Raw genomic sequence first — 24138 nt, 5'->3', positions numbered from 1 at the left:
AACCCCGGTGACAACACTCTCAAGATCATCGGATCGACAGAGCGACGCAATCATGCCGGGATCAGCAGGCCAGCACACCCATATCCTGCACCAGGAAACAGGCTACGAAAAAGGTAACGAGCGTCGGGGGTTACATGTCGGCGAGCGCACCACCGGGGTTCTCGATTGCGTCGGCGACGTACCGGAGGAAGCCGGCAGCGGTTTCGCCGTCGCACACTCGGTGGTCGAAGGCGAGGGTCAGTTCGGTGACCTTGCGGACGGCCAGCTCACCGTTGACCACCCAGGGCTTGTCGATGATGCGGCCCACGCCGAGCATCGCAACCTCGGGGTAGTTGATGATCGCGGCCGAGCCGTCCACACCGAATACGCCATAGTTGTTCAGCGTGAAGGTGCCGGAGCCGAGTTCGGTGGGGGTCGCCTTTCCGTCACGGGCGACGGCGGTGAGTCGGCGGATCTCTGCGTCCAGTTCGCGGGCACTCAGTTCATGAGCATTCTGGACGGAAGGGACAACGAGTCCGCGGTCGGTCTGGGCAGCGAAGCCGAGGTTGATGCCGTCGAAGCCAACGATTTCCTGCGAGCCATCGGAAGCAGTCTCAAAGCGCGTGTTCAGGGCCGGGTACCTTTTTAACCCAGCCGTGACAAACCGGGCGATGAAGGCCAGCAGACCGGGGGTATCGTGCGGGGCGCGCTTCTTGAGCTCGGCCCGCATTTCCAGCAGTGCCGTTGCATCGACGTCCACCCAAACGGTGGCTTCCGGAATCTCCGAGCGGCTGCGGGTCATGTTCGCGGCCACAGCCTTGCGGACCCCACGGACAGGCGTCCGCGCCGAGACAGCCAAACCAGTCCGGCCGTCAACGGCACCCGCATCAGCAGAAGCGGGAGCGGGAGCGGGAGAAGCAACACGAGAAGCAGCAGGAGCAGAAACAGCAGCAGGTGCCTCCGGCGCAGAAATAGCCGCCTCCACATCCTTACGCATGATCAACCCGCTGGCACCCGAGCCCTCAATCGCATCAAGGGAGACACCGTGGTCGCGCGCCATCTTGCGGACCAGCGGCGAGATGACAGCACTGAGCTTGCCGGGGATACGCGTCCCAGCCACAGCCGGTTCCATCACCGGCTCAGCAACGGCAACCGGAGCAGAAACAGGATCAGCAGAACCACTCGTCTTCCGCGGCCGGGTCCGGCCACCGGTGACTCCCCCTGGCGTACCGTAGCCGATCAGCACGTTGCCCGAGCCGGCCTTCTCCTCGGTCCGGTACGTCTCGGCGGCAGCTTCAACAGCCGGCGAAGCGTCAAGCCCCGAGGACACCGGAGAAGGATCCACAGAACCAGCCGGAACAGGAACAGGAACGGCAGCGGGCGAACCAGAACCCGAGGCAGAGCCAGCGGAAGAACCAGCGCGAGCGATCGAGATCAGCGGCTTGCCGACGTCGAGCGTTTGACCGGCCTCACCGTGCAACTCGGCAACGGTGCCGGCGTACGGCGAGGGCACCTCAACCATGGACTTGGCGGTCTCAACCTCGGCGATGGGCTGGTCAACCACGATCTCGTCACCCACGGCAACGAGCCAGTTCACCAGTTCGGCCTCGGTGAGGCCCTCCCCCAAGTCGGGCAGTTTGAAGACCTGCATATCTGAGCTCATGGTCAGTCCTCCCATTGAAGGTCGTCGACGGCGTCGAGGATACGGTCGACGCTTGGCAGGTAGTAGTGCTCCAGCTTGGGAGACGGGAACGGGACGTCGAAGCCGGTCACGCGGAGGATCGGCGCGGCGAGGTAGTGGAATGCGCGTTCCTGGACGCGGGCCACGATCTCGGAGGACACGGACGCGAATCCGTGGGCTTCGGCGATCACGACGGCGCGTCCCGTCTTGCGTACGGACGCGCAGACGGTTTCGTCGTCGAAGGGGACGAGGGTGCGGACGTCGATGACTTCCAGGGAGCGGCCCTCTTCGGCGGCGGCAGCGGCAGCGGCGAGCGCGGTGGGGACGGACGGACCGTAGGCGATGAGCGTCGCGTCCGTGCCGGGACGGGCAACAGCTGCGCGGCCCTCGGTGGAGGTGCCGGCGTCGTGCTCTGCTCGCAGGGCACCCAAGTCCACCTGGTCCTTGGACCAGTAGAGCTTCTTGGGTTCCATGAACATCACGGGGTCATCGGAGTCGATGGCTTCGCGGAGCATCCGGTAGCCGTCGGCCACGGTGGCCGGGGTGTAGACCTTCAGGCCGGCGGTGTGGGCGTAGTAGGACTCGGAGGAGTCGCAGTGGTGCTCCACTCCCCCGATGCCGCCGGCGTAGGGCACACGGATGACCATGGGCATTTTGAGCTTGCCCTTGGTGCGGTTGTGCATTTTGGCTACGTGGCTGACGATCTGTTCGAAGGCCGGGTAGGCGAAGGCGTCGAACTGCATTTCGATGACGGGTCGCATGCCGTTGATGGCCATACCCACGGCCATGCCGACGATGCCGGATTCGGCGAGCGGGGTGTCGAAGCAGCGTTGTTCGCCGAATTCGGCCATGAGGCCGTCGGTGATGCGGAAGACGCCGCCCAGCATGCCCACGTCCTCGCCGAATACCAGGACGGAGGAGTCGGCGCGCATGGCGTCGGCCATGGCGGTGTTGAGCGCCTTGGCCATGGTGAGGCTCTGCGGGCCGGTGGCTTCGGCAGTGGCCGCGGCGGAGGCGGCGGCGCTGGCGGTGGCTGCACTGACGTTGCCGTTAACGGTAGTGGTGACGGTCATTTTGCGCTCTCCGATCCGGTGTTAGCGCTTTCGGCGCGGGCGAGTTCGCTGGCGAGTAGTTCGGACTGTTCTTTCAGCTGCGGGGTCTGCTTGTGGAAGACGTACTTAAAGAGGTCCAGCGGCTGCACCGGAACGTCCTCCCCCAGGCCTTCGCGAAGCTGAGTGGCGACGGCCTCGGCATGCGAAGCAATGCGCTCCGAAGCGGAATCGTCCAGCAGTCCTTTGTCCGTGAGGTACGACTTCATGCGTGCCAGCGGGTCCTTGGCCTGCCATTCGGCAACTTCGCTGTCCGGACGGTAGCGGGTGGCGTCGTCGGCGTTGGTGTGCGCCTGCATGCGGTACGTGTGGGCTTCGATGAGCAGCGGCCCGGATCCTTCGCGGGCCAGCTTTACGGCGCGGTCCATCACGGCGAGCAGCGCGACGAGGTCGTTGCCGTCAACGCGTTCGCCGGCCATGCCGTAGCCAACAGCCTTGTGGGCCAGCGACGGCGCCACGGACTGGTGGCTGAGCGGTACGGAGATGGCGTACTTGTTGTTCTGCACGAAGAAGATGACGGGCAGGTGGAAGACGGCGGCGAAGTTCAGTGCCTCGTGGAAGTCGCCTTCGCTGGTGGCACCGTCGCCGCACATGGCCATCACTACAGTGTTCTCACCGCGCAGCTTGGCAGCGTGGGCAACGCCCACGGCGTGCAGCAGCTGGGTGGTCAGCGGAGTGCACTGGATGCCGACGTTGTGCTCTTTGGGGTCGTACCCGCCGTGCCAGTCGCCGCGGAAGATGGTCATCACCTCAACGGGGTCCACCCCGCGGGTCATGACGGCGACGGCGTCACGGTAGGTGGGGAACAGCCAGTCACCTTCGCTGAGACACATGGCAGCTGCAACCTGGCAGGCTTCCTGGCCGTGGCTCGAGGGGTAGACGGCCATGCGGCCCTGCCGGACGAGCGCAGAGTTCTGGTCGTTGACGCGACGCCCGACGACGAGCTGCTCGTAAGCGGCCATCAGTTCAGCGTCGCTGGGGGTGGGGTACTCGTGGCCGGGTTCGGTGCCTTGCTCGTCATGGGAGCGGAGGGTGCCGTCCGGGTTCACCATTTGGATCTGGTGCCGGGCGGGGAGCATGTAGTCCTCAACGCTGATGCCGAATTTTGTCCGAACGTCAGCAGCTGGGTCCTCTACAGCCGTTTCCGGCGCAGAGTGGTCTGCGTGGATCGTCATTGGTCCGTCCTTCTCTAGCCACTATGTGCTTCCAGTATGTTCCCCGGCTCTGTTTCGTATCCAGCTTTCCGCCGAATCATGGAAGCCCTTGCCTAAACTGGGTATTCTGAAAGACGAATTGCAATTGTGAGCTGGGTAACGTGCCCGTGCTGTAGACGAATTGGAGAGCCAGTGAGCGAGGCCGAGGCGGAGCAGACCGCCGTACCGCTGGACAGTGTGGACCGGGACATCATTCGCGAGCTGACCACTGATGGGCGCATGTCCATCACGCAGGTGGCCGAGAACGTCCACATCAGCCGCGCCCACGCGTACTCGCGGATCGCCCGGCTCACGGGCGAGGGTGTGCTGACCAAGTTCACGGCGCTGGTGGATCCCATCAAAGCGGGCCTTCGGTCCTCGGCTTACGTGACGTTGAAGGTTCAGCAGCACTCGTGGCGCGAGTTGAAGGAACAGCTGCGGGCCATCCCGGAGATCCACCACATCGCTTTGGTGGGCGGCGACTTCGACGTCATCCTCCTGGTCCGCGCCACCGACAACATCCACCTCCGCCGTGTGATCTTCGATCAACTGCAATCCATGGACGGCATCCTGGACACCCAAACCTTCCTGGTGTTCGAGGACGTAGATACCCGGTGACGTTCAAACGAAAGCTCGCCTGGACGTTGGTGGCTTGCGTCCTGGCGGGTGTCCTGTGGCTGATCGCCGCCTTCCAGCTTTTTCACAACCCGCCCCACGCCACTCCCCCGCGAACCGACGCCATTGTGGTCCTCGGCGGCATGAGCAACGAACGACTCCCGGTGGGCCTCGCCTTGCGGGACCAATTGGGAATCCAGGACTTAGTGGTTGTCACCACCGGTCTACCCGCCAACGCCGGTTCGGATGAGTTTTGTGAAGAGCACGACGGCGTCACTCACCTTGACTGCTTCCGTCCGGATCCGCTCAACACCAGGGGCGAGGCCGCACGACTCCGCGATCTTGCGGCGGAGCGAGGCTGGACGTCCGTGACCGTGGTGACGTCCGACTATCACGTTCAACGAGCCGGCACGCTGATGAAGCAGTGCATTGCAGCCGACGTGCACATGGTCGGTACAGAGCCGCAGCTCTCCCCCGCTGCCTGGGTGTGGCGGTTCGTGGTGGAAACGGGCGGGGTGTTGGATGTGTGGGTGCGGCCGGAGTGCTAGGCGTTCTGGGGAATAGTGTCGGGCTAACGGCGGACCGCTCGATTGAGGCCATTTGGGAGTTGCTGCGTGTGGGCGTGGATGACGTTGTAACGCAGCGTGTTGGCTGGGCCAGCCGCGATGTGACGCTACGGATAGACGTTCCCCCGACTACAGCAAAGAAGTTATTTTCCAAGTGACGAAGCCCAGTACGATCCTCGTAGACAAATAGTGGTCGCTCAGTACGGTTCTCGAAGGTTGAATTGTAGAGTTTCATCACGGTCAGAGATCTCAAGGCATGAACGCCATGTGAGTCATCCGCTGTTCGGACAGCCTTCACTGCCGCCCAACATACGAACCCGTCATTTTGTGTCATGTGCTGAACGAAGATGAAACATTCGTGACACCGACGACCGCTACAATGATCAGGACTCGTACGCTGGATGTGGCCGGGAAGCGCCTGCTGACTAAAGCACGACCGCAAAAACAAGGGGACCCAGACTTTGGAAATTCGTGACTACTTGAGCGTTCTTAGGCGCAACTGGATTCTGATAACGGCGCTGACGCTCTTGGGGCTACTTTGTGCAGGCATAGCAACTGTGCTCATCAAGCCCACTTACACGTCTGAGACGCAGCTTTTTGTTGCCATTCAGAACTCGGGGTCTGTGCAGGAACTGCAGCAAGGAAACACGTTCAGCCAGGCGCGCGTGCAGTCATACGTTAAAACCGCAACAACACCTGTGGTTCTTCAACCAGCTATTGACAGTCTTGGCTTGGATGAAACCCCGGTCCAGTTGGCATCAAGAATCAAAGCGACCACAGACCTCAACACTGTTCTCATCAACATCTCGGTGACGGACCAATCACCCGTTCAGTCGGCAGCAATTGCTCAGGCTGTAGGTGACAGTCTCATCCGGACAGTCGAGAATCTGGAAAAACCCTCCACTGACGGTGTTTCACCGATCCGGCTGTCCATCGTCACACCCGCTGTGGCGCCAGCCCAGCCCTCCGCGCCTAATGTCCGCGTGAACTTGGCCGTTGGCCTACTTCTCGGTCTTGCTGTGGGCCTCGGAACCGCCCTTCTGAGGTCGACCTTGGATAGCAGAATCCGCGGTGAAGCTGACCTGCGTCGAGTCACTAACGCCCCTGTTCTTGGTGGAATTTCCTTCGATCCTCAGGCGGCTAAGACACCGCTTTTGACGCAATCCGCGACGCAATCTCACCGCTCAGAGTCCTTTAGGCAGCTCCGCACGAATCTCCAGTTCGCCAACGTCGGTGGCAAAACGAAAACAATCCTCGTCACGTCCTCGGTGCCCGGAGAGGGCAAGAGCACTACCGCTACCAACTTGGCCATTTCTTTGGCGCAGGCCGGCAAGACAATTTGCATTATTGACGCTGACCTCCGGCGACCGATGATCAACACATATCTCGGCCTGGACAGAAACGCAGGCCTAACAACTGCCTTGGTCGCTGAGGCCGATGTAGCGGATCTCTTGCAGCCTTGGGGCGACGAAAATCTCTACGTGCTCACGTCCGGCCAGATCCCTCCCAACCCGAGCGAACTTCTCGGCTCGGAGGAAATGCAGCAGCTCCTTCTGCGACTCGGGCAGTCATTTGACACAATAATTATCGATGCGCCGCCACTTCTACCTGTCACGGACGCTGCAGTGCTTTCACAGTTTGTTGATGGTGTTGTCATGGTCGTCGGGGCACAAAAACTGACCCATCATGTCCTTCAAAAGTCCCTTCAATCATTGGAGATGGTAGGGGCTAGGTTGCTGGGAGTCGTCCTCAACCGTTTGCCCACTAAGGGCCCAGACGCATACGCGTACAGTTACACGACCTATGACGCGACGGAGATCCGAGAATCCAACCGGACTGCTCGCAACAATCGGCGCAAAGCTTCAGCAGGTGCGCCTGAGGCACAAAGTTCAGCAGGGCGCAGACTCCTCGGCGGCGGCGGCGAACCGGAAGACGCCGACATCTATGCGCGCACAAGCCACCGTCCTGAATAGCGCAGGCCATCCGCGGCCGGTTATTTCAGGCAGGGCAACAGGCTTGTCCGGGAGCCGCGTGATGCCCCGCAGAATTACCTTCGATGACATGCCGGCCGGTGGCCAGTGACCAGACGAAAAATAGCAGGACAGTTCTTATGGGTGTCCGCGGGCCGGGTACTTGGAGCGCTTTTACAGACCGTTACATTCGTACTCGTTGCCCGTAACGCTGGTCCTGTTGAATTTGGACTTCTTGGAGCTGCCTTCGGCATTGCCACCGTAATCCAAACAGGCTTTGATTTTGGACTTTCCACATTGATCGTCCGAGAACGAGCTTCCGAAAAGCACAATCCCATCGTCACGGATGCCCTGAAACTGGCCGACGTAAATGCCCTCTATCTGTCGGCTGCTGCTGCGGTGCTCCTCCTTGGCGCTGGGCTCTTTTTGAACCCAGTGTTTTTCATGATGCTGCCCCTCGCTGTCTGGGTTGGCGCTGAGCGCCAGGCGGACACATGGCTGGGGGTCCCGTTGGCGGACGGCGACGCGAAGGTCAATACAGTCAATCTTGTGCTTCGTAGAACGGCTGCTCTTGGCCTTTACGCAGCAATGGTTGCCCTCAACGTCCCAGCCATCCTTGCGTTTTCTGTGTCGCTCGCAATGGCTTCCCTAGCGTCGTCCGTTGCCGTCAGGCGTTACGTGGCGGGCTTAATTATGGTTCGTAGGATCGAGCATGGCCGCCAACATATTCTTTCGATTGCTCGCCCATACTGGATCAACTCCTTAGGAACTCAGGCCAGAAATTTGGATTCAGCGATAGTCTCTGCAGTGGCCGGCCCTTTTCAAGCGGGGCTCTATGGCGTGGCCAGTAGGACGACCGGGCCGATGCGGATTCTATCCACGTCCTTGGCTACAGTCATCCTGCCTGCTGCGGCTAAGGCAAGTCCACGAGGGATTCGTCGTTTGGTCGCGCTTACCCTTGGAGTGTGCCTGTGTTTAGGCATTCTCTACTCGGCGATCATAGTTTTTACCCCGTGGCTTGTCGTTACGTTCCTGGGTGACGCTTATAGTGGTGCAGTAGTACCCATACAACTAGCAATCGGTGGACTCGTATTTGCGGCCGCCGCATCCCTCTTCGGATCAATCCTTCAAGGTGTCGGTAAACAAAAGTTTGTCGCAAAAACTGCAGTCGGCACGACCGTTGTGTGCCTTTTGGGCGCATCAGTGGGTTCAGTTCAGTTTGGTGCTATCGGGGCAGCTACAGGCCTTGCCGCATCGTTCACATTTCAGGCCCTAATCCTTGCGATCGGCATACTCGCCTGGTTCAGAAAGCGCGCCTAACTTCCTGAGGAAAAGATGACAAAGACACTACACATCAGCATTGCAGCACAGTCGGATAATCTGGGTGACGTCGAAATCCGACGTCAACTTATCGAGCAGTTCTTGCAGCGCGGATACGATCTGGTTGTGTTCGCTGGAAGCATGCCCCAGACGTACATAGATGCATTCCATTTGCCGCCTGGCGCTAAGGTCATCTCGAATCCCATGGCGTTCCAGATAGTGGTAATGCGCAATGCTCTTCTAGGACGGGCTAGCTTGGCCTATGCACCTGGACCACACATCCTCACGGACTCTCCAAAGTCACTGGCCAAGGCTGCTGCGGTTCTCGGTCTTTGCGCGTTTGTACGGATTCGCGGTGGCTCGCTCAGCGTGATTGGACGTTCGCTTCGAGGTTCCGGACGTGTTTCAGTTGCGCTTGAGCGGGCATTGAGTGCCATGGCTACCAGTTACGCGATGCGTGATACCGCTTCCGCGCCTGTACTCGGACGTTCCGCTGACGTCATGCCGGATATGGCCTTCCTTCGCAATGCATCCCTAGATAACGACACTGTTGCTGCAGAACGGGATATCGTTGCTCTGTCATTCCGAAGCGATCGTGACGTCAACCTTGACGGCTTAGCTTCCTTAGTCAGCGAGAGCCATGCGCGCGGGCTGAAGCCCGTCTTAATTACCCAGGTACGCCGCGACGACAAACGCCATGCGGACCTAAGCAAGCTTCTGGGCATAGAGGCCGTTCTCTGGGAAAACAGGACGCACATCGAGCAAGAAGAAGTGATCGAGCATTACTACTCTCGTTCCCATGCGGTAGTTAGCAACCGCCTGCACTCCCTGCTGTTCGGAGTGGCCCACCAAGCCTTCCCAGTTGCACTCCACGAAGAGAAACAGAACAAGATACCCACGACTTTGAAGCCTTGGGTTGACTTCGACAGCTTGGTCTTAGAGGACCCGGACTTCGCGTTCCTAGGCCGAACCGAAGATGACCGCAAAGACTTGGGCAACTCGGCGAAAGCCGCTGGCACTGCCCTCGGAAATTACATTTCATCCAAAGTTCCGGACTACTCGTGAGCGAGGGCGAACGGCGAACCCATAGTCGCCGTTCGCTTGCTCACGAACCTTGTCGCATCATGCGCGGGAAATTGCCGCGCTGTGCTGCTTCTCATCAAGTCCGCTCGCAAAACGGTCACCAACTTTCCTGGCCGGGTTGCCCACGACTATGGAATAGGGTGCCACGTCCTTAGTGACAACTGAGCCCGCTCCAACCACGGCCCCCTCCCCGACGGTCACGCCCCCAAGGATGATAGCCGACGCACCAACCCAAACGTCGTTCCCAATATCAACACGGTCCCTAGGTTCCTGGGCACGGTCTCCCACCCATGTCGCGTGGATCATGGGCACTCCGACTTCATCAATTGCATGATCATTGCGTCCGATGATTTGCACATGCATGCCGATCATGACAAAGTCGCCAAACTTGCCGTCAACTTGGATTACTGATCTCGGGCCGATCGCAACATCAGAGCCGATCTCCAGACGGTGCGGAGGCGACACAATGGCACCCCGACCGACTCTGAAGTTGTCGCCGTGGGTCACATTTCCACGCGTGGCAAGTAACGTCAGCAGACGGCGCGCGGCTCGAGTCAGGGGACGTGGAATAGCAGACCTAGTCGATCGTGTCATATTGGGGCATAGTCCGTTCAGTCAGGAAGGGATTGGGGTAAGCCTTGGAGTGCTGTACGGAGTCCGTCAGCCATCGCCTCAGCGGAATATCGTTTCTTCGTGAATTCGCTAATGGACGCATTGGGAAGTTGCTCACGTTTGTGCCACGCTTCACGGATCGATTCCGCCAGGGCCTCGGCAGAATCTGATTCAAACCAAGTCACGCCACCAGAGTCGGCCAACTCGATTTCAGGGGAATGGTTTTCGTCCCTTGCCACAATCATGGGCACACCAAAGCCAAGGCTTTGGGTCAAACCCAGGCCAGCAAAGCCAGTCGATGTCGTTGCTATCGCAGTACTGTAATGAGACTTCAGAGCTTCCGGTTCATCTATCCAGCCAGCAAAGTTGACTTTTTCTTCTACTCCTAGCTGATTGACCAGATCCTTTAACTTCGCCTGCTCACTGCCACCCCCTACGAGGGTGAGGCGGAGCTCAGGAAGGGAGGCGGCAGCTATAGCGAAACCACGCACCAAGAGATCAACTTTCTTGGCCGGCTCAAAGCGTCCGACATAAAGTACAGAGTTACGCTGAAGACCTGGCGTCGCGGGTGGCACCATCAAGTCGAGCGGGTACAGAGAGTTAGGGGCAACCCAGACGGGCTCCGTTGGCAGGTCGGCCAATGCCTTTGCCCTATCCCTGTAGGTATACGAAATTGTTCCGTCAGCGAGCCGCCTCATTGCTAGTCGCAGCGGTGCAGTCTTGGCATCCGAGCCCGCCTGAGGATGGATGTGCCCCCAAACCAAGGTGCGCTTACCACGCAGTACCTTTCGCACCACAAGGAGCCACCATGATGAGAGACTCCTAGGGTTAAGATCCAGCACCAGATTCGGAGTCCCCACTACATTTTGGACGCCCCCCTGAATGAAGAACTTCTTGCGCAACAATCGAGCCATAGGGACTCTGCGATACAGCTCCGGTGAGATTCCAGTTTTTACTGTTTCGTCCAAGTGACTCTCGGAGACGAGTATTTTCAAGTCGTCACCCAACGAACCTATAAGGCTGTCTATGCAAGCCTGACGATACTTCGGAAGCACGGCCAGAAAGAGGGCATATTGACTGGGAGATGTTTCAGACTTCAAGGTCGGTCACTTTTCGTTGCGAAGCGGTGGTCCAGAACCTGAGGACGGTTCGGGCTTCCGTAGATGGCATTGGGAGGTACGACGGTCTTCGCCGGCACAACTGTATTGGGGGTTACCACGGACGAGGCACCCAGAGTCGAGCCACCCAGAACCATACAACGGGAAGTTACCCACGCGCCGGATTCGATTGTGACCGGACTGGTCATCAGGGCCATGTCGGTACGAAGGGCGTGACTCCCGGTCGTTATGAAGGCTTCTTGTGAAATAACACAATTATCTCCAACGGTTATAAGGTCCTGATTGTGAAACCAAACACCTTCACCTATCCAGCAGTTATCGCCGATACTCAGGTTCCAGGGGAACGACACGCGAGTGCGCGGACGGAAAGTGACGTTTGAGCCGATCTTAGCCCCGAACTTCCGCAGTACGGCGGTACGCAGTCTGGAGCTGATCTGCCAGGAATTTGTGACCAGGAGCCGTTCGGCGATAGCCCAAAGATAGATTTGTGACTTAGGACGACTCCAAGCCGCCCGCTCCCCCGGAGCGCTTGCCAAGTCGATTACAGGTACGTCCGCAGCCGCGCCCGTAGCCGTTTTCTCTGATGCGTCCATTGCGCCTCTCAACAAATATGTAGAGTTGTTTACACAACTGTGACAGAGTCAGCATATTCTTTGACTGTGAACAATCCCAAGCTCCGAGTCACAATCATAGGACTCAACTATTCCCCTGAGCCCACAGGCAACGCGCCCTACACGACGAGCTTGGCAGAGGGGCTCGCCGCATCAGGTCACCAAGTTACCGTGCTCACCGGCTACCCACATTATCCGATGTGGCAACGCAGCCCCGAATACACTGGTTGGGTGCGCTCGGAGCTCGTAAATGGAGTACGCGTTAAGAGGCTCCGGCACTACGTCCCCAGGAAACCAACCCTCGTCAATCGCATGCATATGGAGCTGAGCTTTGGGCTACGTGTGATGTTCGCCAGGTGGAACAAGCCAGACGCAGTACTGGTGGTGAGCCCAGCGCTATTTTCGAGCGGGATGGCCATCGCCCGGACCAGACTGAGACCAAACCGCCCCGCAGTAGGACTCTGGGTACAGGACATTTACAGCAGAGGCATCGTGGAGACCAGGTCCGGTGGGAGTCTTGTAGCCAAACTCATGGGCGCCTTCGAGTCGGCAATCCTTCAGGGAGCGGATGGAGTTGCCGCGATCCACGACCGATTTAAAAACTTCATCGTAGATTCACTTTCGGTTGCGCCGGAACGAGTGAAAGTAATCAGGAACTGGACACACCTGCCTGCTGCTCCTGTCAGTGGGCAGCAAGAAATGCGCGCAAGATTGGCTTGGGAGCCGGACGACGTCGTGGTGTTGCACGCCGGCAACATGGGAATGAAGCAAGGTCTGGAAAACGTCATTGATGCAGCTCGTATCGCGGAAGAATCTGACAGCCGACTGAAGTTCGTGCTCATGGGTGACGGCAACCAGCGGCGGAAGCTTGAGGAAATGGCCTCCGGTCTACGGCGGATCGACTTCTTGGATCCTCTACCTGGGGATGAATTCCAAGTCGCGCTCTCCGCGGCTGACTTTTTGCTTGTCAACGAACTGCCCGGTGTCAAAGACATGGCCGTACCAAGCAAACTCACCTCCTATTTCAACGCTGGAGTACCAGTAGTTGCCGCAACAGACGATGGGAGTGTAACTGCCGCAGAAATAGCCGCCTCAGGTGGTGGCCTGCGCGTCGATGCAGCCTCTCCCGCAAAATTAGTAGAGGAACTCGAACGGCTATCCCAAGAAACACAAGAAAAACAGGACATGGCCGCCAACGGCCTGAGGTTTCGGCAAGTCACATTGTCCGAGGACACCGCAATCGCCCACTATGATGAGTTCCTGTCGAGCATCGTCTCGACACGGAGCCGCTAGGCCCACCCGACTCTTCAACGCACAAATTCTCTAATGGGGGGATCCATGGTAAAGCGCGCGCTAATTACTGGTATCACTGGTCAGGACGGGTCGTACCTGGCCGAGCTTCTTCTCAAGAAGGGCTACGAAGTCCACGGTCTTATTCGACGGGCTTCGACATTCAACACAGCGCGGGTCGATCATCTATATGTTGATCCTCATGACCCGACCGCAAAACTCTTCTTGCACTACGGTGACTTAAGCGACGGTGCCCGTCTGGTGACGTTGATTGCAGAAATTAGGCCTGACGAGGTCTACAACCTTGCTGCTCAATCCCATGTGAGGGTGTCATTCGACGAACCCGAGCACACGGGTGACACCACCGGCATCGGTTCCATCCGGCTACTTGAAGCAGTGCGGATGTCCGGAATTAACACAAGGTTTTATCAAGCTTCCTCATCGGAAATGTTCGGGGCGACGCCTCCCCCCCAGAACGAAGAAACGCCCTTCTACCCGCGTTCTCCCTACGGTGCTGCAAAGGTCTATAGCTACTGGGTTACGAAGAATTACCGCGAAGCCTATGGCATGTTTGCAGTCAACGGAATCTTGTTCAACCACGAATCGCCGCGTCGCGGCGAAACGTTCGTGACGAGAAAGATCACCCGCGCCGTCGCAGCCATTAAGGCTGGAAAGCAGGACCTTCTCTACATGGGCAACCTCGATGCCGTCCGCGACTGGGGCTATGCCGCAGAATACGTCGAGGGTATGTGGCGAATGCTTCAGGTAGACGAGCCTGACGACTTTGTTTTGGCGACTGGCGGCAACTACACCGTTCGTGATTTTCTGCAGATCGCCTTTGAGCACGCAGGTTTGGACTGGGAAGAACACGTTCGTTTCGATGAGCGCTACCTGCGTCCCACCGAAGTCGATGCCCTTGTAGGTGACGCATCGAAGGCTCACGAAAAGCTTGGTTGGAAAGCCACCGTCGAAACGCCCGAACTGGCGCGAATCATGGTAGATGCTGATATCGAAGCACTTAAGCACGCTGGCAACCACTGGATCGACACGGTGGACCTTGAGAGTTGGAAGAGCTGATGACCGATTCAGTTGAGTTCCGGCCTGGTCCGCTTGACCGGGATGCAAGTTTCTACGTGGCGGGTCACCGAGGACTCGTAGGTTCTGCAATCTGGCGCAGGCTGGAGGCAGAGGGTTTCGAACGTTTGCTCGGACGAACTTCTTCCGAACTCGATCTAAAAAATCGGGACGATGTGTTTGCCTTCTTTGCAGAACACAAGCCTCGCTACGTAGCCTTGGCCGCAGCCAAAGTGGGCGGCATCCTCGCCAACAGCACATACCCTGTGGATTTTCTCAGCGACAACTTGAGGATCCAGGTAAACGTGCTTGATGCTGCGCGCGAACATGGTACAGAACGTTTACTCTTCTTGGGATCTTCATGCATCTATCCGAAGTTTGCTGATCAACCGATCCGTGAAGATTCGTTGCTTACCGGACATCTGGAACCTACAAATGACGCCTACGCGATCGCGAAGATCGCAGGCATCATGCATGTGCAAGCGATCCGCCGTCAGTACGGCTTGCCATGGATTTCTGCAATGCCTACTAATCTCTACGGACCTGGCGATAACTTTTCCCCGACGGGATCGCACGTCCTTCCAGCCCTTATTCGTCGGTACGACGAGGCTGTGGCAGAAGGCGTCTCCAGCGTCACGAATTGGGGGTCGGGCTCACCTCGCCGAGAATTCCTTCATGTGGATGACATGGCCTCGGCGTGCCTTCACCTGTTGGAGAACTACGACGGTCCGGAGCAAGTCAACGTTGGGACCGGTTCTGACGTGACCATCAAAGACCTTGCCGGAATTGTCGCGAATGCGGTCGGATACGAAGGCGACATCGAGTGGGACACGTCAAAGCCCGACGGCACACCTCAGAAACTCCTTGATGTATCCAATCTCGCCCAGGCGGGATGGAAAGCATCCATTGGTCTTGAAGAAGGTATCCGTTCGACTGTCGCTTGGTACCGCTCAAAGCACGGACAAGTCCGTAGCTAGTTGTCGCTGGGTTCATGGTTCTTGATACCGGAAGTGGGGGGACTCTTTTGAGTCGCGACAAGGCGTGGCAAATACAGGCATCCCGAAGACTCCGGGTTGCAGACGCGTTCGTCATTATCTGGGCAGTAGTTGGCGCTTACGTGATTCGTTTCGGATTCGAACCTGACTTTGTCATTTCAGGTCAGGAACCCAATTACGTGTGGGTTTCTATTGCCCTTGCGGTCGTGTGGTGGTTCATGCTGGGCGCTTGGAACAGCCGACAGAGCCGAATTCTCGGAGCCGGGCCGGACGAATACAAGCGTGTGGCAGCGGCCTCACTGTGGCTTTTTGGCCTTGTTGCCATCATTTCCTACTCACTGAGAATCGAAACAGCTCGAGGATACGTGGGCATAGCTTTGCCGGTCGGGTTGGCTGGGCTACTTCTCGCCCGGTGGTTGCTCCGCCAACACCTCAGCGTCGCAAGACAAAAAGGTCACAGTATGTCCCGGCTTCTTCTGCTGGGTGGTCCAAGTGCCGTAGCACACCTAGCGTCGTCACTCCACGGAGCAAAGCACTCGGGATATCTTCCCGTGGCAGCCTACACTCCCGGCGTCGTCGAGACTCCGAGCATCGAACCCGAATCTGGGCTTCCAATTCTCGGCCATCAGGCAGACACAGCGTCCGTTCTCGCCGCCATCGATGAATGTAATGCAGATGCGGTCGCCGTCTCCGCCGGCGTGCAGCTCCATCCCCAAACCATCCGCCATCTGGGCTGGGAACTGGCAGCTCGAAACGTCGGGCTGATCATGGCACCAGCACTTACAGACATCGCAGGGCCGCGAATTCACACGCAGCAGGTTGCTGGGCTCCCCCTAATCCACGTGACGACGCCTACCCTCGAGGGCGGGCAACGCGTGGCTAAACGTCTTTTTGACATAGTGGTTTCGGGGATTCTCATTATTTTGGCTGCGCTGCCGATGCTCGTGATCGCAGCACTTGTGAAGCTCGACAGCAAAGGTCCTGTTTTATTCAAACAAGACCGCGTAGGCATGGAAGGAAAGCACTTCCAAATGCTCAAATTCCGCTCCATGGTCGTAGATGCGGAAGCGCGTTTGGCTGAGCTCCAGCAGCGCAATGAAGGCAACGGACTGCTCTTCAAGATCAAGGATGACCCCCGAATTACGCGCATTGGGGGAGTCCTACGCAAGTACAGCTTGGACGAACTTCCTCAGTTGTTCAACATCTTGGCCGGCTCCATGAGCCTTGTTGGTCCCCGACCGCCGTTGCCCCGGGAAGTCGAGGCTTACGAGCACGATGTCCGAAGGCGCCTCCTGGTTAAGCCCGGATTGACGGGACTTTGGCAAGTCAGCGGCCGTTCAAACCTGTCTTGGCAGGATTCGGTTCGGTTGGATCTCTACTACGTCGAGAATTGGTCGCTGGCTGGCGACCTCGTAATCATTCTCCGCACAGTCCGTGCTGTATTCCACAGCACAGGCGCTTACTAGCACATAACCGCGCAGAGAACTGCGGAAGGAACCAATCGAATGCGTATTTCAGTTATTGGCTGTGGCTACCTCGGCGCTGTCCACGCTGCCTGTATGGCCAAGCTAGGTCATGAAGTCGTCGGAATCGACGTGGATGCCCGCAAGATTGCTGATCTGTCAGCTGCGAGAGCCCCATTCTACGAGCCTGGCCTTGAAGCACTGCTCGAGGACGTTCAGGAGACCGGACGCCTTTCGTTCACCACCGATATGGCGGCTGCAGCGGGCAGCGATGTCCACTTCATTTGTGTCGGAACGCCCCAGAAGAAGGGGGAAAACGGTGCCGACATGACATACGTGGACGCTGCAACTGTTGGGCTTCTTCCCCACCTGGCTGCCGGTGACCTCGTTGTCGGAAAATCAACCGTGCCTGTTGGGACAGCCGCGCGGCTCGCATCCTTGATCTCAGAACATCAACCAGATGCGCACCTAGTCTGGAACCCCGAATTCTTGCGTGAGGGTCACGCCGTCGACGACACTCTTCACCCTGATCGGTTCGTATACGGAGTGAGCGATGGCTCAGAGGAACATGCCGCCGTAGCCGTCTTGGATGAGGTGTATGCGTCGCCGCTTGCGAGCGGCACTCCGCGTCTGGTGACCGACCTGCCCACCGCCGAACTGGTCAAGACGGCAGCAAATTCCTTCCTTGCAACCAAGATTTCATTCATAAATGCCATGGCTGAGCTGTGTGAGGCTGCCGGCGCAGACGTTACGCGGCTTGCGGACGCCATCGGTATGGATGACCGAATCGGCCGGAAGTTCCTCCACGCAGGGATCGGATTTGGGGGCGGCTGCCTTCCAAAGGATATTCGAGCCTTCATGGCTAGAGCTGGCGAACTCGGCGCCGACCAAGCTCTGACATTCCTCCGCGAGGTCGATGCGATCAACATGCGACGCAGGACAAGGGTGGTCGAGCTTACTCGCGAGCTATGTGGCGACGGACTGCTAGGTAAGCGAGTAACCGTACTTGGGGCGGCATTCAAGCCTGAAAGCGATGATGTCCGGGACTCACCTGCTCTCAGCATTGCAGCACAGTTGCAATTGCAAGGGGCAGTGGTGACTGTTACCGACCCGAAGGCGTTGGCTAACGCAGCACGTCGCTTTCCTGAACTTCAATATGTACAAGACGTCGAAGCGGCACTCCAGAATGCTGACATCGTATTGCTCCTGACGGAATGGCAGGAGTACCGGGAGCTCGATCCACATGTGTTGGCCGGCACAGTTGCGACGCCACGAATTCTCGACGGTCGGAACGTCCTGGATCCTGCAAAGTGGCGAGCTGCGGGATGGCTCTATCGTGGGCTGGGACGGCCGTAGCAAGTGAGCGGAAACCAACAAGCCACAAACGCAGATGACGAGGGCACAGCTCGCAGGCCTAAGCGTTCCCGGAGAAAACTGCGGCGCCGGATCATTGTGCTAAGTATCTGGACCGCTGCCCTGGCTATCGCATTGTTGGGCGTATCCTCGTGGGTTGGCTTGAAAGCGGCCAATGTGAAGTCGGAGTTGCAGGCCGCGACGGCGCTACTGCCCAGCCTCAAGAAGGACATAGCTGCAAACGATGCCGCAGCTGCGGCTGCAACCGTTGATTCATTGGTACAGCACACGAAGGCCGCTCGCGATGCTGCCAACGACCCGTTATGGAAAGCAACTGCTCTCTTGCCTTGGGTAGGACCTAACCTCCAAGCCGCCGCCGAAGTGGCAATTTCAGCGGACGATGTGGCGCGCCTTGGAGCTGCTCCCCTTGTGAAGGCATTTCAATCGCTCGATTGGAAGTCTCTAGCTCCCTCGGCAGATGGCATGAACCTCACCCCACTAAAAACAGCAGAACCGCAAGTTCAGGCTGCAGCTCATGCGGTTCGAGAGTCTTCCCGCCGTCTAAACAACATTGAGACAGCAAACCTTCTCCCCCAAGTCTCCGAACCACTTATTGACGCTAGGGATAAGCTTTCATCGCTCCAAAGCGAACTCGACTCGGCAGCAGACGCCGCACGGTTGGCCCCTGACATGCTTGGTGCAGAGAGGCCGAGGCGCTATCTCCTCCTTATGCAAAACAATGCCGAGTCCCGGGCCACTGGAGGGATTCCAGGCGCACTGGCCGTCATCCATGTGGACAAAGGCAAACTTAAGCTCGAATCGCAGACAAGTGCCGCGGCCTTGGGAGCCTTTATTCCCCCGGTACCGATCGATGCTGAACAGCAAGCCATCTACACCCCTCGCGTTGGCAGATTCATGCAGGACGTCAATCTCACGCCAGACTTCGCCACAACGGCTAAGACAGCTCGCGCAATGTGGGAAAAAACTTCAGGTGAACAATTGGATGGAGTATTGTCACTCGATCCTGTCGCCCTGAGCTTTATTCTCGAAGCAACTGGGCCAGTGCCAATCACGGACCCTATCGTGCAGCAGATCGGATCCGAGTTGCCCGCACAGCTAACTAGTAAGAACGTTGTGCAGACCCTTTTGTCGGATGCTTACGCAAAGATCGACGAACCGAAGCTTCAAGACGTCTACTTCGCCGCCGCAGCTAAAGAAATTTTCGGTGCCCTATCCTCTGGAACTACAGATGCTAAGCGACTGATGGACGCTCTTTCCAAGGGAGTTGAGGAACGCCGGATTCTTCTGTGGTCGAATTCCACAGCAGAACAGGACACGCTTGGACGATACCCACTCGGCGGCATGATTTCTGGTTCCGCCATCGCTCCAGCTCAGTTCGGTATCTATTTCAATGACGGCACAGGCGCCAAAATGGACTACTGGATGCAGCGAACTGTGCAGGTGGTCAAAGACTGCACACGAGATGGTTACCGCGAGGTGGCCGTGAGGGTGACGAGTACAAATACGGCACCATCCGATGCAGCGACTTCACTCCCCACGTACGTGACAGGTGATGGTGCGTTCGGTGTTCCGGCCGGTGCGGTCCAAACAAACGTTGTAGCCTATGGTCCAGTTCAGGCAAATATTGACACAGTTGTAAGAGACGGTGTCAAGATACCCTTCGCCGCTCAGCGGCATAGCCAACGCGGTGTTGGTACAACCACCATCAGGCTGGCGCCGGGTGAGAGCACTACTTTGGAGTTCAATTTTGGCCACATCGTTCAGCACTCGACGCCTCAAATAGCTGTCACGCCCACAACTCAGGCTGTCAAGGATGTCATCTTGGCTCCACAGCCCTCATCCTGTGAATAGAGAAAGACGCGCACGTTAATCCTTTGTAACGGGTATGGATTTTCTTTGCAGCCTGCAAGCATTGAATGGTAAGTTCTACGTGGGCAGCATAATGAGATTTCACTTACGGTCTCGTAGGGTCTCGGAAATCTCCAACACCACGTCGTACCACTTAAAGGTCTCAGGGGGGACACACATGAGGAAATCTCTTGCAGCGCTTACGCTCGCAGGCTCCATCGCACTTCTCGGCGCAGTTCCGGCCGTAGCAAACAACGCCAACTACCCGGCACCCAACACATCCGTCGCCGTTTCCGATGCCTCCGTGGCACCGGGCGAAGCATTTGTCTTCAGCGGCACGGGCTTTACCCCGGGCGAAGGCATCACCATCACCGTAACGCCGACGGGAACACCTGCGGCAAGCGGCAGCGTCTCCGCTGGTAGCCTCTCCGTTTCGGCACGCATTCCGCTGGCCCCGTCCAACCTTTCAACGGTGGCTGATGGGAACGGTGCATTCTCTGCTTCAATCGTCATCAACGAGCCGGGCGCCTACGCAATCACTGCAACGGGCAACTCCTCCGGAGTAACCGTTGGACCGGTAACAGTAGTTGTCGGTGGCGCAGCCCTCTCCAACACGGGCGGCACCACCGGAACGGGCACAAACCTGGCAAACACTGGCGGTGTGCCGCTGGCCAACACTGGCGCTGACTCCAGCCTTATCCTGTGGTCCCTCGTTGGCGCAGGCGCGCTGGCAGCCGGCACGGCATCCGTCGTGGTAGCTCGCCGTCGGGCAAAGGGCACCGAGGCTTCAGCATAATTTAGACCAAGCCACTTGAGGGTGGGTTGTCAACGCACTTTGTTGGCAATCCACCCTTTTGTTTTGATCCGTTTCCCCCATGGACCCAGCTGTGGTATTCATAGGGACTATGGGGCGACATTGGAGAAGACGCGGATGGCGTGTTGATCTACAACTTCCACGCATCCACTTACCCAACTTGCCGCAGGATTTCCCCCAATACTTACTACTAGGTTTACTTGCTGCAGCTGCGTTCAGCATCAGTGCTTTCGCTCTCCTACGAACTTCCTGAAGGTAGGCTTGAAAAACCCGCTCCCTTGGCGAATTCTCTTGGCCTCATACATAGTTGGTCTAGCAGTCGTTGGTTTTTGGCCCACGCCCGTGGATCAACCCATTTACGGAGAACTTGCCGCAGTCCTCAGGTATCTCCACGAAGTTGGTGTTCCACGGTGGTTCGACTACCACGTAGTAGAAGCGTCCGCCAACGTAGCCATGTTCATCCCGTTCGGATTTCTTACCCGAATGGCTCTGCCGGCCAAGGCCTGGTGGCAAGTAGCGGGCATCGGTTTATTGGCTTCTACATGCATGGAGCTAGGGCAGCTGCTGTTTCTTACTGCACGCTTTTCAAGTCTCTTGGATGTTGTCACAAACACCCTTGGTGCCGTTATTGGCATAGCAAGCGCCCGGTTACTTCTCCGAAGTACGGCTCAGCAGGCTGCTGATGCCTCGCGCTGACTTCTTTCGACAGTAGACCTAAATCAGTTGAATAAACCCTTCATCCACGACTTCAACTCCTCGCCAAATTCCGCCTGTTCGGTAGCCAGACTGATTACCGCCTTGAGGTAACTAAGCTTGTCTCCGGTGTCGTACCGCCTACCGCGGAAAATGACACCGTAGACGCCAGAGCCCTCGCCATCGATTGAAATCAAACTCTGAAGCGCGTCGGTCAATTGGATCTCACCGCCCCGGCCAGGTTCTGTGGTTTCCAAGACGTCGAAGACTGCCGGGTGCAAAACATAGCGTCCGATAACAGCTAACCTTGACGGGGCTTCTTCCACTTTCGGCTTCTCAACCAAGGCATTGACCCGCACAAAACGTTCGCCGTCGATCGCCGAGACGTCGGCGCAGCCATAGGCACTGATTTGTGACGGATCAACTTCTATAAGCGCAACCACCGAACCACCGGTTTCGGCTTGGACATCCATCATGGTTGTGAGCAGTTCGTCGCGCTCGTCTATCAGATCATCCCCCAGCAAGACGGCGAATGGCTCATTCCCCACGTGCTGGCGACCGCACAACACTGCGTGCCCCAGTCCCTTGGGCTCGCCCTGCCGGACATAGTGAATAGGACCGAGCTCTGAGGAGTATCGAACCGCGCCCAGGCGCGCCTCGTCCCCCTTGGCTTCCAGCGTCTGTTCGAGATCGGGAGCGCGATCAAAGTGGTCTTCTAAAGCCCTCTTACTGCGTCCAGTGATCATAAGTACGTCCGTGAGACCAGCGTTGACGGCCTCCTCAACTACATACTGGATGGCCGGCGCATCCACCACCGGCAGCATCTCCTTTGGCATGGCCTTCGTAGCAGGCAAAAAACGGGTTCCTAGCCCAGCAGCAGGAATAACAGCTTTTCTCACAGTGCTCCCCCAATGAGTCATGAACAAACCATATAGCTCGCGGATGAAATGCGAAATTAGCTGCCCAGTATTGCCAATGACTTAACAAGCTGCCTTAGCATTAGGCGTGAGCTGCCCGCACCAGGCCCTTGCCCAAGCTTGATGCGGGCAGCTTACACAGCCTTGCACGCATGGCTGCCACGTCCGCAAATTCGTCGGAGGCCAAGAACAGTGCCAATACAGGATAATGAGAGCAGTGCGTCCTGCACTCTTGATTGGGGGAACATGCCGAATTTCTTAATTAATGAAGGACTCGAGAGCGAAGAGGTAATCAGCGCAGCGCGGGCGACGGAGGGGAACATTCAATGGTGGTTCTACGACGATTGCAATCGTGCACAAGAGACTCGCTTGCAGCGTCATGTGCAAACAATCCGGGAAGTCATCCATCCCTGACGTAGTTGGCAAGAAAACCTCTCGTGTCCTCAGCAACCCGTTCCGGACACTCCCAGAGCACCAAATGGCCCGTCGATCCGTAGATCTTCAATTGCGAACGGGGAATGCGTCCAGCGAGGGTCTCTTGATGGTGGCGCGGTACTAAATGATCATGCGCACCCCACAGAATCAGTGTGGGAACTGAAAGAGAGCCCAGCTCGGTTGGTGGTGCAGCCTCGTAGAGGCCTCGCAGGGATGCCTTCCAGACAGCCGCCGGCATGCCGAGCCCATCCTGCACGCGGTCTTCAATATAGGATATTGGCACTTCATGCAAAAGCCGATACCAGGACAACGTTTTGCGAACCCAATCCTCTGAAATCGGATCATTCAGCAGGTCCACTTCGTCAGCAAACGGAGGTCTCACGTGCAGGCTGAGGGGAACTCCGACAAGAATGAGCGATGCCACGAATTCCGGGTGCGTGACCGCAAGTTGCTGCGCCACGTATCCCCCGCTGGATGACCCCAAAACATGTGCCCGCTCAATGCCCAAGGCGTCTAAGAGCGCAACAACATCTTCAACGACGGCGTTGAGCGAGTAGCCAGCCTCAGGTTTGTCCGCCTGACCATGACCGCGAAGATCAGGTGCCACCAGCACCTGAGACGACAACGACGCAATTAACCGCTCGAAACTGCGCCAAGATTCTCCCCAGGCATGCAAAAGCAACAGAGGCGGGTCGCCGCGGTCTTCGGATATTTCATTTAGGTCTCCGTGAACCAAACACGGTAGCTGAATTCCCGTACGCAGCGCGAGAGTCCTAACTTCGGACTTCATCACCCAAGCGTACGCCCGTATGAGGCCGCAGACCCGATAGTAGGAGTCTAGAACGCGACAATTCACATGAAACATTCAGACATTCAGACAAGTAGCCATATGCTGATGCGGGCGGCACGCCTCATTCAAATGTTGCCCAAACAGAGGCGTGCCGCTGCAACCACCACAACCATCACCCATGGGGCACTCCTGGCAAACCAGAACCCACCGGACCAGAACTAGCAATATTGCTCTTTGAAGGGAAACGACACCGCGTGCCGTATATAGACATCAACCCTCATAAAACGAGACCCAAGTGGCAGGCCTATGTCGGTCTTGGGTTACTTCTCGTCGCGACTATCGCAGTCGTGAGCCTCGCTCTCACAACCCGCTAGAACGCGCCTTACCACTCCCGTACCCTGGCCGGGTGCTTCACCGGCATACAGTACGGCTAGGTGGGCGCTCGGGAGACCCGTGCTGTGGGCCGCTATGTTCTCACACAGTCGTTCGGGGCCTTACTGCCGCTGCAAACTCCCTGCCCCATAACGAGCCGGCGGGCATCTAGTTTTTAGGACCTAGTATTTACCCTGCCTTGTCCTCGGAGTACGA

Annotated in this window: 19 protein-coding genes and 1 pseudogene; 13 read left to right on the top strand and 7 right to left on the bottom strand. The window is 57.7% G+C overall.

Going from position 1 to position 24138, the window contains the following annotated elements:
* Nucleotides 1-130: 130 nt before the first annotated feature.
* The 3 genes from RIF72_RS09200 to pdhA are packed head-to-tail and all read right to left on the bottom strand — an operon-like array spanning nt 131 to nt 3944.
* On the bottom strand, nt 131-1642 hold the full coding sequence (locus RIF72_RS09200) for a dihydrolipoamide acetyltransferase family protein (protein WP_309074511.1): 1512 nt from the start codon (nt 1640-1642) through the stop codon (nt 131-133).
* 2 nt (nt 1643-1644) lie between these two features.
* Nucleotides 1645-2733, bottom strand: coding sequence for an alpha-ketoacid dehydrogenase subunit beta (locus RIF72_RS09195; RefSeq protein WP_142938199.1), 1089 nt, complete (start codon nt 2731-2733; stop codon nt 1645-1647).
* On the bottom strand, nt 2730-3944 hold the full coding sequence (pdhA, locus tag RIF72_RS09190) for a pyruvate dehydrogenase (acetyl-transferring) E1 component subunit alpha (RefSeq protein ID WP_309074510.1): 1215 nt from the start codon (nt 3942-3944) through the stop codon (nt 2730-2732). Before pdhA ends, RIF72_RS09195 begins: the two co-directional genes overlap by 4 nt.
* A gap of 171 nt (nt 3945-4115) precedes the next feature.
* Here pdhA and RIF72_RS09185 point away from each other — a divergent pair, with 171 nt between their 5' ends.
* The 5 genes from RIF72_RS09185 to RIF72_RS09165 all read left to right on the top strand — a co-directional run bounded on the left by RIF72_RS09185 (nt 4116) and on the right by RIF72_RS09165 (nt 9498).
* On the top strand, nt 4116-4580 hold the full coding sequence (locus RIF72_RS09185) for an Lrp/AsnC family transcriptional regulator (RefSeq protein WP_043806261.1): 465 nt from the start codon (nt 4116-4118) through the stop codon (nt 4578-4580).
* Nucleotides 4577-5125 carry a YdcF family protein gene (locus tag RIF72_RS09180; protein ID WP_309074509.1) on the top strand — a complete coding sequence of 183 codons (549 nt, stop codon included), beginning with the start codon at nt 4577-4579 and terminating at the stop codon, nt 5123-5125. Before RIF72_RS09185 ends, RIF72_RS09180 begins: the two co-directional genes overlap by 4 nt.
* 479 nt (nt 5126-5604) lie before the next feature.
* Nucleotides 5605-7116: a polysaccharide biosynthesis tyrosine autokinase gene (locus RIF72_RS09175; protein ID WP_309074508.1), complete on the top strand. Its 1512-nt coding sequence runs from the start codon at nt 5605-5607 to the stop codon at nt 7114-7116.
* A 105-nt stretch (nt 7117-7221) separates the two neighbouring features.
* Nucleotides 7222-8433: a lipopolysaccharide biosynthesis protein gene (locus RIF72_RS09170; protein WP_309074507.1), complete on the top strand. Its 1212-nt coding sequence runs from the start codon at nt 7222-7224 to the stop codon at nt 8431-8433.
* A gap of 15 nt (nt 8434-8448) precedes the next feature.
* The gene (locus tag RIF72_RS09165) at nt 8449-9498 is read left to right on the top strand and encodes a hypothetical protein (RefSeq protein ID WP_309074506.1); all 1050 of its coding nucleotides are present in this window, start codon (nt 8449-8451) and stop codon (nt 9496-9498) included.
* Nucleotides 9499-9606: 108 nt separating this feature from the next.
* Here the strand turns inward: RIF72_RS09165 and RIF72_RS20105 are convergent.
* Both RIF72_RS20105 and RIF72_RS09155 read right to left on the bottom strand, forming a co-directional pair.
* A pseudogene (locus RIF72_RS20105) lies at nt 9607-9765 on the bottom strand (DapH/DapD/GlmU-related protein); the annotation flags it as partial.
* Between the two features lie 362 nt (nt 9766-10127).
* Nucleotides 10128-11228, bottom strand: coding sequence for a glycosyltransferase (locus RIF72_RS09155; protein ID WP_309074504.1), 1101 nt, complete (start codon nt 11226-11228; stop codon nt 10128-10130).
* Between the two features lie 650 nt (nt 11229-11878).
* Between RIF72_RS09155 and RIF72_RS09150 the strand changes: the two genes are divergently transcribed.
* From RIF72_RS09150 to RIF72_RS09115, 8 genes are all read left to right on the top strand, one after another.
* Nucleotides 11879-13150 carry a glycosyltransferase family 4 protein gene (locus RIF72_RS09150; RefSeq protein ID WP_309074503.1) on the top strand — a complete coding sequence of 424 codons (1272 nt, stop codon included), beginning with the start codon at nt 11879-11881 and terminating at the stop codon, nt 13148-13150.
* 45 nt (nt 13151-13195) lie between these two features.
* Nucleotides 13196-14224: a GDP-mannose 4,6-dehydratase gene (gmd, locus tag RIF72_RS09145; RefSeq protein ID WP_309074502.1), complete on the top strand. Its 1029-nt coding sequence runs from the start codon at nt 13196-13198 to the stop codon at nt 14222-14224.
* Nucleotides 14224-15198: a GDP-L-fucose synthase gene (locus tag RIF72_RS09140; protein ID WP_309074501.1), complete on the top strand. Its 975-nt coding sequence runs from the start codon at nt 14224-14226 to the stop codon at nt 15196-15198. The genes gmd and RIF72_RS09140 overlap by 1 nt, the downstream gene beginning before the upstream one ends.
* A gap of 47 nt (nt 15199-15245) precedes the next feature.
* Nucleotides 15246-16682, top strand: coding sequence for a sugar transferase (locus RIF72_RS09135; RefSeq protein ID WP_309074516.1), 1437 nt, complete (start codon nt 15246-15248; stop codon nt 16680-16682).
* Nucleotides 16683-16721: 39 nt separating this feature from the next.
* A complete protein-coding gene (locus tag RIF72_RS09130; RefSeq protein ID WP_309074500.1) occupies nt 16722-18035 on the top strand; it encodes a UDP-glucose/GDP-mannose dehydrogenase family protein in 1314 nt (437 codons plus the stop codon).
* A gap of 3 nt (nt 18036-18038) precedes the next feature.
* Nucleotides 18039-19904: a DUF4012 domain-containing protein gene (locus RIF72_RS09125; protein ID WP_375164208.1), complete on the top strand. Its 1866-nt coding sequence runs from the start codon at nt 18039-18041 to the stop codon at nt 19902-19904.
* Between the two features lie 175 nt (nt 19905-20079).
* Nucleotides 20080-20697 (top strand): LPXTG cell wall anchor domain-containing protein, encoded by a 618-nt coding sequence (locus RIF72_RS09120; RefSeq protein WP_309074498.1) that lies wholly within the window; start codon nt 20080-20082, stop codon nt 20695-20697.
* A 279-nt stretch (nt 20698-20976) separates the two neighbouring features.
* A complete protein-coding gene (locus tag RIF72_RS09115; protein ID WP_309074497.1) occupies nt 20977-21411 on the top strand; it encodes a VanZ family protein in 435 nt (144 codons plus the stop codon).
* 23 nt (nt 21412-21434) lie between these two features.
* Here RIF72_RS09115 and galU read toward each other — a convergent pair whose 3' ends face one another.
* Both galU and RIF72_RS09105 read right to left on the bottom strand, forming a co-directional pair.
* On the bottom strand, nt 21435-22328 hold the full coding sequence (galU, locus tag RIF72_RS09110) for a UTP--glucose-1-phosphate uridylyltransferase GalU (RefSeq protein ID WP_309074496.1): 894 nt from the start codon (nt 22326-22328) through the stop codon (nt 21435-21437).
* Between the two features lie 397 nt (nt 22329-22725).
* On the bottom strand, nt 22726-23550 hold the full coding sequence (locus tag RIF72_RS09105; RefSeq protein WP_309074515.1) for an alpha/beta hydrolase: 825 nt from the start codon (nt 23548-23550) through the stop codon (nt 22726-22728).
* Nucleotides 23551-24138: the final 588 nt, after the last annotated feature.

Origin of the sequence: Paenarthrobacter sp., from assembly GCF_031180005.1 — a bacterium.
Classification (GTDB): domain Bacteria; phylum Actinomycetota; class Actinomycetes; order Actinomycetales; family Micrococcaceae; genus Arthrobacter.
Note: the sequence above shows the minus strand (reverse complement) of the source record. Positions and strands in the feature narration are given on the sequence as shown.

Excerpts from the sequence above, each read along its gene's own strand:
- RIF72_RS09200 (WP_309074511.1), bottom strand. The coding sequence starts at position 1,642 with ATGAGCTCAGATATGCAGGTCTTCAAACTGCCCGACTTGGGGGAGGGC.
- RIF72_RS09195 (WP_142938199.1), bottom strand. The coding sequence starts at position 2,733 with ATGACCGTCACCACTACCGTTAACGGCAACGTCAGTGCAGCCACCGCC.
- pdhA (WP_309074510.1), bottom strand. The coding sequence starts at position 3,944 with ATGACGATCCACGCAGACCACTCTGCGCCGGAAACGGCTGTAGAGGAC.
- RIF72_RS09165 (WP_309074506.1), top strand. The coding sequence starts at position 8,449 with ATGACAAAGACACTACACATCAGCATTGCAGCACAGTCGGATAATCTG.
- gmd (WP_309074502.1), top strand. The coding sequence starts at position 13,196 with ATGGTAAAGCGCGCGCTAATTACTGGTATCACTGGTCAGGACGGGTCG.
- RIF72_RS09140 (WP_309074501.1), top strand. The coding sequence starts at position 14,224 with ATGACCGATTCAGTTGAGTTCCGGCCTGGTCCGCTTGACCGGGATGCA.
- RIF72_RS09130 (WP_309074500.1), top strand. The coding sequence starts at position 16,722 with ATGCGTATTTCAGTTATTGGCTGTGGCTACCTCGGCGCTGTCCACGCT.
- RIF72_RS09120 (WP_309074498.1), top strand. The coding sequence starts at position 20,080 with ATGAGGAAATCTCTTGCAGCGCTTACGCTCGCAGGCTCCATCGCACTT.
- galU (WP_309074496.1), bottom strand. The coding sequence starts at position 22,328 with ATGACTCATTGGGGGAGCACTGTGAGAAAAGCTGTTATTCCTGCTGCT.
- RIF72_RS09105 (WP_309074515.1), bottom strand. The coding sequence starts at position 23,550 with ATGAAGTCCGAAGTTAGGACTCTCGCGCTGCGTACGGGAATTCAGCTA.